At 44.6% G+C, this 13974-nt stretch carries 11 protein-coding genes and 1 tRNA gene; 10 read left to right on the forward strand and 2 right to left on the reverse strand.

Annotated features, from left to right (window positions below; all coding sequences use genetic code 11):
* The first annotated feature begins 41 nt into the window (after window positions 1-41).
* The 7 genes from FG11_RS04000 (at window position 42) to FG11_RS04030 (ending at window position 8044) form a co-directional block, all read left to right on the forward strand.
* Entirely contained in the window at window positions 42-2444 is a 2403-nt protein-coding gene (locus FG11_RS04000) for a tetratricopeptide repeat protein (RefSeq protein WP_052184923.1), read from the forward strand.
* 34 nt (window positions 2445-2478) lie between these two features.
* Window positions 2479-3297 (forward strand): ExeA family protein, encoded by an 819-nt coding sequence (locus FG11_RS04005; protein ID WP_020181788.1) that lies wholly within the window; start codon window positions 2479-2481, stop codon window positions 3295-3297.
* A gap of 47 nt (window positions 3298-3344) precedes the next feature.
* The gene (locus FG11_RS04010) at window positions 3345-4583 is read left to right on the forward strand and encodes a glycosyltransferase (RefSeq protein WP_047533280.1); all 1239 of its coding nucleotides are present in this window, start codon (window positions 3345-3347) and stop codon (window positions 4581-4583) included.
* A gap of 12 nt (window positions 4584-4595) precedes the next feature.
* Window positions 4596-6140: a VPLPA-CTERM-specific exosortase XrtD gene (gene xrtD / locus FG11_RS04015; protein WP_047533282.1), complete on the forward strand. Its 1545-nt coding sequence runs from the start codon at window positions 4596-4598 to the stop codon at window positions 6138-6140.
* A gap of 128 nt (window positions 6141-6268) precedes the next feature.
* Window positions 6269-6733 carry a hypothetical protein gene (locus tag FG11_RS13635; RefSeq protein WP_052184924.1) on the forward strand — a complete coding sequence of 155 codons (465 nt, stop codon included), beginning with the start codon at window positions 6269-6271 and terminating at the stop codon, window positions 6731-6733.
* The gene (locus FG11_RS04025) at window positions 6733-7545 is read left to right on the forward strand and encodes a hypothetical protein (protein WP_047533284.1); all 813 of its coding nucleotides are present in this window, start codon (window positions 6733-6735) and stop codon (window positions 7543-7545) included. Before FG11_RS13635 ends, FG11_RS04025 begins: the two co-directional genes overlap by 1 nt.
* 169 nt (window positions 7546-7714) lie before the next feature.
* Window positions 7715-8044 (forward strand): transposase, encoded by a 330-nt coding sequence (locus FG11_RS04030; protein ID WP_047535752.1) that lies wholly within the window; start codon window positions 7715-7717, stop codon window positions 8042-8044.
* A gap of 509 nt (window positions 8045-8553) precedes the next feature.
* Here FG11_RS04030 and FG11_RS04035 read toward each other — a convergent pair.
* Window positions 8554-8638: transfer RNA gene (locus tag FG11_RS04035), tRNA-Leu, on the reverse strand.
* Window positions 8639-8677: 39 nt separating this feature from the next.
* Here FG11_RS04035 and rnr point away from each other — a divergent pair.
* From rnr to FG11_RS04050, 3 genes are read left to right on the forward strand one after another with little or no spacing between them, the layout of a single operon-like run.
* Entirely contained in the window at window positions 8678-11191 is a 2514-nt protein-coding gene (gene rnr, locus FG11_RS04040) for a ribonuclease R (protein ID WP_052184925.1), read from the forward strand.
* Window positions 11192-11243: 52 nt separating this feature from the next.
* The gene (gene rlmB / locus FG11_RS04045) at window positions 11244-11996 is read left to right on the forward strand and encodes a 23S rRNA (guanosine(2251)-2'-O)-methyltransferase RlmB (protein ID WP_020181797.1); all 753 of its coding nucleotides are present in this window, start codon (window positions 11244-11246) and stop codon (window positions 11994-11996) included.
* Between the two features lie 15 nt (window positions 11997-12011).
* Window positions 12012-12356, forward strand: a complete 345-nt coding sequence (locus FG11_RS04050; protein ID WP_047533286.1) for a DUF1294 domain-containing protein — start codon at window positions 12012-12014, stop codon at window positions 12354-12356.
* A gap of 23 nt (window positions 12357-12379) precedes the next feature.
* Here the strand turns inward: FG11_RS04050 and mqo are convergent, their stop codons facing one another.
* Window positions 12380-13873: a malate dehydrogenase (quinone) gene (gene mqo, locus FG11_RS04055; RefSeq protein ID WP_047533290.1), complete on the reverse strand. Its 1494-nt coding sequence runs from the start codon at window positions 13871-13873 to the stop codon at window positions 12380-12382.
* Window positions 13874-13974 lie beyond the last annotated feature (101 nt).

A 13974-nucleotide genomic window follows, 5' to 3' on the forward strand; every position in this document is an offset into this window, starting at 1 on the left:
CAAGTACGAACAATACAAATAACAAAGTAGATAGGGTGCGTATGTCTGGTAGTACAAAGCTTTTTGGTAGTAAACAATGGTTGCTGGCTGTGGGTTTGATGCTGACATTGACGTTAGTAGGCTGTGCTTCGCCAGAAGAAAAAGCAAAAGCTTATTATGAAAAAGGGATTGCGCTATTAGAGACTGATCCGGCCAAAGCCAAGCTAGAGTTCCAAAATGCATTGCAAATGAAAAAAGACATGACCGAAGCCGTGTATGGATTGGCGCTGGTTGCAGAAAAACAATCCGACTGGAAAGCCTGCTTTTCCCTATTAAATAGCGTGTTGGATAACCAGCCAAAACATACAGAAGCGATTGTGAAAATCGCACAACTTTTTTTAGCCGCCGGTGAGATTGATAAAGCCAAAGAAAATGCGGATAACGCGCTAGCCATTACACCAGGCCACTTAGGCGCCACCATGGTGCTTGCGGCGATTGATTTAAAGCAAGGTCAATTTAACCCTGCGGTAGAAAAAGCCAATCAAGTCTTGGTCAAAGACCCTAACAATATCGATGCTTATATGCTGTTGGCTTCTGAACGGTTTGCGCAGAAAGATTTACCAAGTGCACTCAAATATTTAGACCAAGGCATTGCGATTGACCACAAAAGCTTATTACTTCAATTGTTTAAGGTGAACGTATTGACGGCAACCGGCAATGTAGCAGAAGCTGAAAAAACGTTTAAAGCCTTGGTAGAAGCAACACCAAGCGACGCAAACCTCAATGCGAAGTATGCAGAGTTCCTCATGCAACATGATAAGCCAGCCGAAGCAGAAGTGCAGTTAAGAAAAATTATTGCATTGGATGCATCGGCAATGGCACCTAAAATCAATTTAGTACAATTTTTGCTCAAAACCAAAGGGCCTAAAGCTGGGCGATTGGCACTTGAGCAATTTGTGAAAGAAACTCCTGACGATGTGGAGTTGAATTTTCAGTTGGTGAATTTATATGAATCGCAGCAAGATGCGGCAGCAGCAGAAAGCCAATTGCGCAAAATCATTCAAGTGGCGGGCAACAAACCAGAAGGCTTGAGCGCCAAGGTAAAAGTGGCCACTAAACTATTGGCGAACCACAAAAAAACAGAAGCCATGCAGTTGATTCAAGAAGTGCTGGCGGCAGACGCAAGAAACGTGGATGCGTTGATTGTGAAGTCTGGCGTTGAGATTGATGAAATGCAGTACGAGACTGCCATTGCAGACTTAAGATCAGTATTAAGAGACCAACCAAATTCTGCGCAAGCGTATTACTTTATTGCAAGGGCATATGAGCTGACGGGCTCGAATGCTTTGGCAGACGAGAGCTACACTAAATCGTTGGAGATTAGCAAATACTCGCCAGCTTATGCGGTGCCATACGCAAAATCGCTCATGGGTAAACAAACCTTTGCACGTGCCGAAGATATTTTACAAAACACGTTAAAACGTAACCCCAGCAATATGGCTGCAACCAAACTGCTAGCACAATTAAAACTGGCTAAAGGCGATATTGCAGGTGCGCAAAGCATTGCCGATAGCATTCAAAATGCAGCTAACTCAAATTTAGCTGAAATGATTACAGCTGAAATTTTAATGCGCAAAGGGGACGATGCAGGCAGCATTGCCATGTTGGAAAAAGCGCATAAAAAATTGCCGGAAGACATGGAAGCTATCACAGCCATTGTAAAAGTGCATTTGAGTAAACAACGTACAGACACAGCAAAAGCATTTTTAGATACCGTATTAACAGCGCAACCTAATAATTACGATGCAAAATTACTGTTAGCACAAATTTACGATGCCTCGAATGCATCTGCACAAGCACAAGAAATTTTTGAAAATATTATTGTGCTGGAACCTCATAAAACAGAGGCTTATCAACAGCTGGCTTCTTCCTACGCAAAAGCTGGAGATTTGGTGCGCGCAAAAGCGACAATAGAAAAGGGCATTAGCGCCAACCCGAACAGCGCTGAGTTGTATATGCTGCTGGCAGAAGTGCACCAGATGAATAAGCACTATAAAGCGGCAATGGAGGTTTATGAGAAAATATTAGCTAGCCATCCGGAGTTATTGGTTGCACTCAATAACTACGTGAGTATTGTGGCCGATTATGAAACTGACCCTAAGTTGCTGAATAGCGCCTATGAGCGCGCGCAAAAACTGAAAGGCTCTGGCATTCCACAGTTTCTGGATACAGTTGGCTGGATTGCGTATCGTGTAGCAAAATATGATGAAGCGTCGCGTTTGTTAAATGAGGCGGTGGCAAAATTACCAGATAATGCGACTTTTCACTATCATTTAGGTAAAGTGTATCTAGCTAAAAATGATCAGGCCAAAGCAAAGGCAAGTTTGGAGAAGGCGTTATCACTTTCAAAAAATCAAGACCAAGCGTTTACTAAAGAAATTGCAGCGCTACTCAAGAACGTATAACGTTTCACTATAAAAAATTAAGGCAACTCACAATATGTATGAAGATTTTTATGGTTTAAAAGAAAAGCCATTTTCAATTCAACCAGACCCAGACTTTTTATTTTTTAGCTTACGTCACAGCATGGCGTATGCCATGTTGGAGTATGGCATTCAGAACCGTGCCGGCTTCTCAGTAATCTGCGGCGAAATTGGCTGCGGTAAAACCACCTTGGTAAGACATCTGCTCAACAATCTGAGCGATCAGTTGCAAGTAGGCATTGTCTACAACACGCATAAACATATCGATGACTTGTTGGGCTGGATTATGCTGGCGTTTGGGCAACCCTATGAAGGCAAGTCCAATATTGCATTGTTTGATGCATTTCAGCAGTTTTTGATTAGAAGTTATGCAGAAGATAAAAAAGTCGTATTGATTGTGGATGAAGCGCAAAATCTCACGGCTGATGCACTGGAGTCTTTGCGCATGCTTTCCAATATCAACGCAGATAAAGACCAGCTTTTGCAGATTATCTTGGTCGGGCAACCACAGCTGCGTGATTTGCTAAGAAAGCCAGAATTAACACAGTTTTTCCAACGCGTTTCAGTTGATTTTTACATTCCACCTTTGGAAGACTTTGAAGTGGAAAAATATATCAACCATCGCTTATTAGTGGCAGGCCGAGAAACGCCTTTATTCACGCCTGTGGCCATTAAACAAATCGCATCAACCACCAGAGGTATCCCGCGTAGCATCAACATTTTATGTGATACCGCGTTGGTGTATGGCTTCTCCACCGGTGCCGATAAAATTGATGTTGGCTTAGTGCGTGAAGTGATTAAAGACCGCAATGACTTTGGTGTGCTTGGCTCATAATGCCAGGTCACACGCGTCTTTAGATCTATACTCAGAGAGCTTTTCATATGCGCCCACTCAACGTATTAATCGTCTGTGAGCATGCTTCTAACATCTTTGGTGGGGAGGCCATGCTTCCCCTCAACTATTTTAGATTGCTTTCAAATACGCCACATCAGGCGTATCTGATTACGCATGAGCGCGTCAAAGCCTCTATTCAGCAAATTGCTGATATTCAACAAGATCACGTGTTTTATATTCCGGATACTTGGATGCATAAAATGCTGCATCGGCATTTTGGATTTTTACCAGAACGCGTGCGCGTTGTGATTATTGGTTTTTTAATGCACCTGATTACCCAATGCTACCAATGGAAATTGGCCAGAAAAATCATTCGCGAAAAGAAAATTGACGTGATTCATGAGCCGGCACCGGTTTCTGCCACACAACCGTCCGCCATGTTTGGGCTAGGCGTGCCGGTCATCATCGGCCCGATGAATGGCGGCATGACATTTCCAGAGGCGTTTGCAGATATGTCGGGTAAGTTTGAAAAAGTGGTGTACCGCTTGGTTAAGGTGGTATCAACCTTTTATAACCTGTTGATTCCTGGTAAGTTTTTTGCGGATATGTTGCTAGTGGCAAACCAAAGAACAGCCAATAGCCTGCCACGATTTAAATTGGGTAAGGTAGTTGAATTGGTAGAAAATGGCGTTTTTACCACTAGAGACGCACCTATTGTGACGCATAAAGACAGCAATATTAATGTGCTGTTTGTTGGGCGCTTGGTGGATTGGAAAGCTGTGGATATTGTGATGGATGCTGTTGCAACCACAACGCAGCAGGTGAATTTAATCATTGTGGGCGATGGTGAAGAGCGTGCATCTTTAGAGCAGTACGCTAAAGAGAAAGGCTATAGCAACATCCGCTTTGTCGGCTTGGTGCCACATGTGGAAGTGAATCGTTACTACGATGAGGCCGATATTTTTGTACTACCTAGCCTGCGTGAGTGCGGAGGTGCGGTGGTGTTAGAGGCCATGGCACGCGGCTTGCCGGTGATTGCTACCAACTGGGGTGGTCCGGCAGATTATATTGCTGCTGATACAGGATATCTGGTGGAACCCTCCTCTAGGGAGGCCATGGTAAAAGCATTTGCGCATCATATTGATGTGTTGGCGGTGAATCCGACACTGCGCTATCAAGTAGGCGCAGCAGCGATTGCGCGCGTGAAAGCGCATTTTATGTGGGACAACAAAATAGACACCATGACGCACTACTATCAGCAAGTTTTATCATCAAATCCATCTTAGCCAATTTTATCTATGTCACTTTTTAAAAAAACATTGAGCGAACATTGGCGACTTTTTGTCTTTGCATTGGTCGCTTCAGCTTTAGTGCTCATCTTTAACGATGCCATTTTGGAAATCTGGGTGCGTTGGGGAGAGGAACGTTACAGCCATGCGCCTATCGTCTTCTTATTGGCCATTTACCTAGCCTGGATTAAGCGGCATGAATTAAATGCAGAAAATACCCATGCTTGGTATGGCGTGGGGATAGTTGTCTTTTCGGCCATCATTTTGATGATAGGGGAGCTCAGCGCAATTTGGACTATCGTGCAGTATGCGCTGGTGTTCTTGTTGTTTGGCTTTGCTTGGACCATCCTCGGCGTGCAGATTCGGAAAGTTACCATCCCATTTTTGCATATTTTGGTGGTGATTCCTTTGCCTTACATGCTGGATGTGATGCTTTCCGGCAAGTTTCAACTCATGTCTTCAGATTTAGGTGTGCACATCATTCGCTTGCTCGGTATGTCCGTCTACCAAGAAGGTAATGTGATTGATTTAGGTATCTATAAGTTACAAGTGGTAGAAGCGTGTAGCGGCTTAAATTATACCTACCCGCTGATGACCATCGGTCTGATGATGGGGTATATGTATAAAGCGCCATTTTTTGCGCGGTTTCTGCTGTTTATTACCACCATTCCTATCAGTATCGTCATGAACAGTTTCAGGATTGCGGTGGTAGCTTTGTTTGTCAATCACTCTGGCATTAAAGCAGCAGAAGGCTTTATGCATTATTTTGAAGGTTGGGTCATCTTCATTATTTGCATTATTACCTTGCTGATAGAAGTGAAAGTGATTAACCGTGTGCTTGGTAAACGTGAGTCCTTGGCAGATTCATTTGATTACCTTGAAGCCAAGCATAGCATTGCTGCAGATGCATCCAAGGTCAGGATCAATAAGCGTCCAATCGTGATTGCCTTCATCTGCATATTGGTGACAACCTTATCTACGCTGACCATTCACCATCGCGATGAAGTCATCCCAACGCGTGTCACGTTTGACCAGTACCCATTGGAAATAGACGGCTGGGTAGGGCGTCGCCATGAGTTCCAAAACGGCGAAAATGACATTCTTAAACTCAAAGATTATTTCTTGGCAGACTATAACCGTGCTAATAGAAACGTAGGCGTGTATTTAGGCTATACCGAATCGCAACGCCGTGGCTTTGTGCCGCATTCCCCCAAAGCGTGTATTCCGGGGGGTGGCTGGGAAATTACTGACACCAAGTTACATCGTATTGACTTGGATGCAAACAAGCATTTTGAAGTGACGCGAATGGTGATTGCCAAAGGCGAATCTAAACAATTGATTTACTACTGGTTTCATCAACGTGGCCGTGATTTATCGAATGAATTCCCCATGAAATTTGCGCTATTGTATGACGCGATTAAGCTAAACAGAACCGATGGTGCGATTGTGCGTTTTACGACGACAATTTATAAATCCGAAGCAGAAGCCGACCAAGTGCTAAGTGAGTTTGTGCGGTTGAGCTACCCGCAATTTCCAAGATTTATTCCCAATTAATATTAGGCTTAAAATAGGGGGAGTGGATGGATGTCAACTTAACCGAAGCGTTGAAAACTTGCAAAAGGTGGAGATGGAAAAGCAGATGCGTTTAAATAAAACAAATAAATCAATCGAGTCTGACCCCATTGATTGCACGTAATGCTGTTAGCGGCGCTGGTCCGTTAAGGGAAGCCAAAGGTATTGTTTACGGTGTGCGTCAGATGGAATCCTTGGGCTTTGATCTTATAGACCAGAGCTTTGCATATAGTGGGAAACAAGGTATTGACCTTGTTTTTATTAATAAGCAAACCGGACACTACGCAACGCTGGAAGCCAAGAATGGACTTGGTTTAGCTAGATTGGTAGAGGATACCAATGGTTTAAGGCAGGGTGGTAGACTGTATAATATCGATAGGTTGACAAAATATTTAGCCCGTGCAGATAACCCAAATGTATCTCTTGCTGACGATTTGATAGCTGGATTTAGAGCTGGCAATGTGGATAGTTTTGCAAGTTTTTATCGTGGTAAAAGTTTGTATCAGTTGAATTTTGAAAGCACTGCTAACTTCAGATTGGAACCTGAGGCAGCAATAAAAATTAGGGGTAATTAATGGCAGTAAGTTTTGAAGAGATGCTTAACCGCAAAAGACAAAGTTTGCTCCGTCAAATAAGTAGAACTGAGGAGATATTCCAAACTGTACGGGCCAAGCAAGACTGGAGAAATATTGCTTTTAATGTTCGCATGGTATCTCAATCAGCCCTCTGCTTAGGGATGATACAGGCGCGGATAGATCAGGACTTTGCCACTGCACTGAGAACTTTTTCTGCCGGAAAAGTGTTCGCATTAGAGTTAATACAGTTGGTAGAGGATGGTGATAAATTCCCACAGCAGACAACAGGTGATATTCAGAAGAATCGGGACTTGACGGCTAATTTTGGGTTGCCGATTTATTGTAGTTTATTGTCGGGCGACATTAATTTAGCAATCAAGTTGGCACAAGCGCAGAAAACATTTAAGCTTACTCAAGAACTAGAGTGGTTCGAGCTAAGCGCGAGGCTTTTAGGTGCTTTTATCTTGGATGACAAGTCATTGTTTAATTCACTATTGAAAAGTTACAGCAAACTTAAGCTGCTATACGGACAAGAGCTTTTGGATATATATATTAAGCTTTATGAGAGTGTCATCAATCGAGATAAGGCGCAATATGAAGTCTTACTTAAAAAAGCATCAGAAGACTTTAAGCTGAGAGCTAAAGACAAAAAGTTGGGAGATATATCGCCTGAATATGGTAGTTTGGTAGAAAATGCGTTTGTACTTGATTTTATGGCTTTGGGTATTGCTGTTGTCGCAAATCAGCGGGGGATGGATATTGATGTTGATACTATATTTTTTCCTCAAAAGCTACTCCAACTTATCACATAGTAGGTCTAGGGAAATGCTGCTATAGCTTGATAATTACTCACAATTCACTTAACAACTTCAGAGCTCAATAATTGTCACAAAAGGTTTGACTTAGTAGTGGAATAATAGTGGACAGACCACGTTAATCGCTATAATTTAGTCCATTTTATCCGTTGAGTAGATGCTTCTTATGCCCCGCCGTCCTCGCGTCATCCTCCCCAACGTTCCACAACACATCATCCAGCGTGGTAATAATCGCCAAGCTTGCTTTTATGCCGATGAAGATTATCTTTCTTACCTTGAATGGCTAAAAGAATACTCAGAAAAAACCGAGTGTAAAATTCACGCCTATGTATTAATGACGAATCATGTACATTTATTGGTTTCTACTGACAAGACTGAAGCAGTTGGCACCATGATGAAAGCACTGGGGCAGCGTTATGTGCAATACATCAATAAAATGTATAAACGCACTGGCACCTTATGGGAGGGGCGCTATAGATATTGTCCCACGCGCTAAATAATAGGGGACAGACCACATAAATGCTACCGTTAGCGCATCATTCAATCAACTATTGAGCGCCACATGCCCTGAGGTCCCCGCGTTATTCTAAACAATCAATGGGGTCAGACACCATTGATTGTTAGCTTGTGAAGTTCTATCTTTAATTTACTAGTCTAAGTGCTTTTGAAGTTGGAGCATGTGTGACGGGTATTTCTTATTTCATACTAATAGATCATAGCAAAGTCTAATAGACTTAATATTAGCAAAGTAGGGTGGGTTCAAGAACCCACGCGAGAAAGTAATTCTCGAATCGATGGGCTCAAACTCGATTGATCTTGTAATTTTCTAGGTAGTGGGTAGCAATTCAACCATTATGAGAATTGTTTTAATGGGATTACGCGATTTACGCATCATCAACACCAAATTCCATCATGTGCAAATTCAATGTACAATTCAAGCCATCAGCCGAATCTGTGTTTGTAAGCAATAGAAGTTACAAATGAATGATTTGTATGAGATTTAGTTGGTGCCCAGAAGAGGACTCGAACCTCCACATCTTTCGATACTAGTACCTGAAACTAGCGCGTCTACCAATTCCGCCATCTGGGCATCCTGTACTTGCGGCGCATTTTATAGAAAGCACAATTCTTGTCAATTAAAAAAAGTAAAAATAGTTCGCGTGAAAACGATCCATATGCCAAGCGTGAAGCTGCGCAATATGAAACGCCATTACCAAGCCGCGAGCTGATATTACAAGTGCTCTCTGACCAAGGCATCCCCTTGAGTACAGAGCAATTATACGTGTTGCTGGATATAGATACCAGCGAGCGAGAGATTTTTGGTAAACGCCTCAATGCCATGGAGCGCGAAGGTCAAATCATTCGCAACCGCAAAGGCGCGTTGTGTCTGCCAGAGAAAATTCATTTAATCCCCGGTGTGGTGTTTGGTCACCCAGATGGCTTTGGCTTTTTAGTGCCGGATGACAAACTAAAACATCCTGACGATTTGTTCTTGGGGCCGCGTGAAATGGCGCAAGTGATGCACGGCGACCGTGCCATGGTGCGTATGGCTGGCTTGGATAGAAAAGGGCGTCCGGAAGGCAGAATTGTAGAAGTGCTTGAGCGCGCCAATAAAACGCTGGTTGGGCGCGTGATGCGCGGCCAGGGCGTCACCATAGTCGCGGCAGAAGATAAACGTATCAATCAAGATATTCTCATTCCCTACCATCTGGATATGGATGCAAAAGTCGGCCAAGTCGTAGTGGTGGAGCTCACAGAGCAGCCTTCTTCGCACGCCATGCCCATGGGTAAAATCGTACAAATTTTGGGTAATTATGCAGATAGCGGCATGGAAATCGAAATCGCGCTGCGTAAACATAAATTGCCTTACGAATTTAAGCCGGAAGCGATTAAGCAAGCTGAGGCTTACCCCAAAACAGTGCAGCCAGCCGACTACAAAGGGCGTATTGATTTACGTGAACTACCGCTGATTACGATTGATGGTGAAACTGCGCGTGACTTTGACGATGCTGTATTTGCAGAACCACAAGGCAAAGGTTGGCGCTTGGTAGTGGCGATTGCCGATGTGAGCTTTTATGTGAAACCAGGCGATGCGCTAGACAAAGAAGCGTTTGATCGCGGTAATTCCGTGTATTTTCCACGCCGCGTGATTCCGATGTTGCCAGAAGCGCTTTCAAACGGCCTGTGCTCGCTCAACCCGGATGTAGAGCGTTTGTGCATGGTGTGTGATATGCAAGTAGACGGCTTGGGCGTAGTTAAACAATACAAATTCTATCCATCGGTCATGCGCTCAAAAGCACGCATGACCTACACCAAAGTGTATGAAATACTGCAAAACCCAGAAGGGGAGTTGGCACAAGAATACACTTGGTTAATGCCACATTTGCAGCACTTATATAGTGTATATCAGCTCATGCTTAAGCAGCGCGAAAAGCGCGGTGCGATTGAGTTTGAATCCTCTGAAACCATGATGATTTTTAACGACAACGGCAAGATTGACAAGATTGTGCCAAGCACCCGTAACGAGGCGCATAAACTGATTGAAGAGTGCATGCTCGCAGCCAATGTCTGCGCAGCAGAGTTTTTGATGTCGCACGAGCATCCGGCTCTTTATCGTATCCACGAAGGCCCCACGCCAGAGAAGTTGGAAGCATTGCGCCAGTTTATGGGTGAATTTGGATTTGGTGTAGGCGGTGGTGAAAAACCACAAGCTAAAGATTACGGTAAGCTCATGGCACGCATTAAAGAGCGCCCGGATGCACAGTTATTACAAACGGTGATGTTGCGCTCTATGCAGCAAGCTGTGTATAGCCCAGATAACGCTGGCCATTTTGGCTTGGCATATGATGCCTATGCGCATTTCACTTCGCCGATTCGACGCTACCCAGATTTATTGATTCACCGTGCGATTAAAGCGGTGGTGAATGGTGAGAAATATAACGCCAAAGACTGGCATGGCTTGGGCACACATTGCTCCATGACCGAGCGACGTGCAGATGATGCGACACGCGATGTGACGAACTGGCTGAAATGCTTCTACATGCAAGATAAGATTGGTGAAGTATTTGAAGGTACAGTGGCTGGCGTGACCAGCTTTGGTCTGTTTGTGGCGTTAGATGAGGTGTACGTAGAAGGCTTGTTACACGTGACAGAGTTGGGCAATGATTACTTTGTGTTCGATAAAGCACGCCACGAAATGCTGGGCGAACGATCAGGGATGCGCTACCGCTTGGGAGATCGTCTCACCATCAAAGTCGCGCGCGTAGATTTAGAAACCAGCAAGATGGATTTTACCCTAGTGAGTAATGGCGGGCTGAGTAACGGTAAATCCAAACAGGTGATAGATGACACGCTAAGCGATATACCAAGCAACCAATCAACCGCTGAAGGCGAGTCTGGCAAAAAAACATTACGCGTAAGCAAACCATTGGTGGAACGTGTTGTGGAAAGCAAACCAAAAACAACACGTGCCTTAGAGCAGGCCAAAAAAGAGCGTAGTGTCTCTAATAACGCAAAGGCTAAGCAGCCCAATGCTGCTAAGTCTGCACACCAAAAGCCTAGTGCTGGTAAAGCCACCAAACCTCCGGCAAAGCATAAACAACGCCTAAAAGATCAAAAAAATAAAGGCAAACCTAAACGTTAATCTGTTTTAAATGAACGTATTTTCTAATTGAATGAATAAGTGAGTAAGCAGTATGTCAGAGTCCCGAATTTTATTTGGCTTCCACGCGGTATTAAGCCGCATGCGCCAACACAGCACCAGTATCCAAGAAATTTTGATCGACCGTGATCGTGTCGATGCACGTATGAAAGATTTGCTCAATATGGCAGACAGTGCCGGCGTGCGTGTCATGCAAGTAGAGCGCAGCCGTTTAGATGGAATGGCAGGTTTAAATGGTCGTCATCAAGGCGTGATTGCACGTGTCGTGGATACGCCGATTCCATATAAAGACATTCACGATATTTTAGAGTCAGATCTCAAAGAGCCGCCATTTTTCTTGGTGCTGGATGGCGTAGAAGACCCGCATAACTTAGGTGCGTGCCTACGTGTGGCTGATGCCATGGGCGTGCATGCCGTGATTGCACCCAAAGACCGCGCAGTGGGCTTGAATGCAACCGTAAGAAAAGTCGCCAGCGGTGCAGCGGAGACGGTGCCATTTATTGCTGTGACGAATCTGGCGCGTACTTTGCGTGAGCTGAAAGACGCGGGGGTCACTGTAGTCGGTACCACCATGGATGCACCTAGCACGCTCCTCAATACCAAGCTTGATGGCCCGATTGCCATCGTCTTAGGCTCAGAAGGTGAAGGCATTCGCCGCTTGACGGCCGAAACGTGCGATGCGTTGGTGACAATTCCAATGTATGGTTCTGTTGAGAGTTTGAATGTTAGTGTGGCTAGCGGTATGTGTTTATACGAGGTGCGCAGACAGCGTAATTTAAACGCTTAATCAAGGACTTGTTATATGCAATACATTTGGCTTCGCAGAGCACTCATCATTGTCTCTTTAGCTAGCTTGGGCTGGTTTATCTTCACAAGCCAGCAGTCTATGTTCACTGTTAAAGTCTATGCAGTGATTGCGGCACTGACATTTATTGCTTATGCGATGGATAAAGCAGCAGCAAAAGGCAATCGTTGGCGAATACCAGAAAGCACTTTGCATGTGCTGGCATTGGTGGGCGGTTGGCCAGGGGCAATATTGGCGCAATCAATATTGCGCCATAAGTCTGTCAAAAGAGAGTTCAGGCTGATCTTTTGGGTAACAGTGGGTATCAACCTATTTGTGCTTGGGTGGTTAGTCACGCGCTAGCATAAATAGCGCGTATATTGCAGCTACATCAAACCTAACGTTTGATGCGTATGTTGTCTTACCCGTTTCAGTAACTCTGCATTGTCAACCAGCGATTCACCGTAAGATGGAATAGCAGCTTTCAACTTGTATTGCCAATCTGCTTCTGCTACGCGGTCTTTAAAACAGCGTTGGAGTACGTCCAACATAGCTTGTACGCTGACAGATGCACCGGGTGATGCCCCGAGTAGGGCAGCAAGGGTGCCATCTTTGGCAGCAACAATCTCGGTACCAAACTCTAGCTTGCCCCATTTCTCTTCGCTGTTTTTAATAATTTGCACACGTTGCCCGGCATTTTCCAAGGTCCAATCGTTAGCGTTCGCACCCGGTAGAAAATCACGTAAAGCGTTCATGCGCTGCGCATGGGTTTGCTTGGTTTCTTTAATCAAGTATTTGGTTAAATCCATATTGTGGCGGCCCACACTGATCATGGCCTTTAAGTTGTTCAACTTGAGCGACTTGGCTAAATCAAGCTTAGAGCCGCCTTTTAAAAACTTGGTAGTGAACCCTGCAAATGGCCCAAACAATAAGGCACGCTTGCCGTTGATAACACGGGTATCCAAATGTGGTACCGACATAGGTGGCGCGCCCACGGCAGCTTTGCCATACACTTTGGCGTAATGCTGTGCAATGACGGCTTCATTGTGGCAAATCAGCCATTGGCCGCTGACCGGAAACCCACCATAGCCTTTACTTTCGTCAATATTGGCTTTTTGCAGTAAGGGTAATGCGCCGCCGCCCGCGCCTAAGAATACGAATTTCGCTTTAACTGTTTGTTTATGTTTTGTTTGCAAATCTTGCAAGTGCACATGCCAGGTATTGTCTTTGGCGCGATTTTTCACTTTGGTCAGGTTGCTGACTTTGGTTTGTTTGAGTAAGGTGAAGCTTGGGCTAGATTGCAGATATCTCACCATATAGCGTGTGAGTGCACCAAAATCAATATCGGCGCCATGTCCAATATAGCTGGCAGCCAGTGATTCGTCATGATGTCTATTGGCCATCATCAATGGCATCCACGCTTGCAGTTGTTCGGGTGTTTCTGAATATTGCATGTCTGCAAATAGATGATGTTGCTTGAGTTGGGCCACCCGTTGGCGTAAAAACGCAATATTCTTTTCACCCCAAACAAAGCTCAAGTGTGGTGTCTTGGTCATAAAGCGGTTGGGTGAGGGGAGTGCACCTGTTTCTACCAAGTGTGCCCAATATTGCAGTGAAATCTCAAAGGCGGCATTGATATTGAGCGCGCGCTGAATGCCGATGTTGCCATCATCAGCTTGTGGCGTGTAGTTCAGCTCACAATACCCTGCGTGGCCAGTGCCTGCGTTATTCAGTGCATCAGAACTTTCTAAGGCGACATCGGCAAGCTGTTCTACCATAGTGATGGTTAAGCTTGGGTCAAGCGCATGAAGGAGTGTGCCTAAAGTTGCACTCATGATGCCACCACCTACCAACAATATATCTGTTTCTAAATGCGCCACGCGTTCTTTCCAAAGTTAAGAGTTAAGCAAAGCCTCTATTATAATAGTGAGTTATACGCTTTAAAAATAAAAAGCCAGCACGATGGCTGGCAAAAGGTTCT

It is taken from the genome of Methylotenera sp. N17, from assembly GCF_000799155.1.
GTDB lineage: Bacteria > Pseudomonadota > Gammaproteobacteria > Burkholderiales > Methylophilaceae > Methylophilus.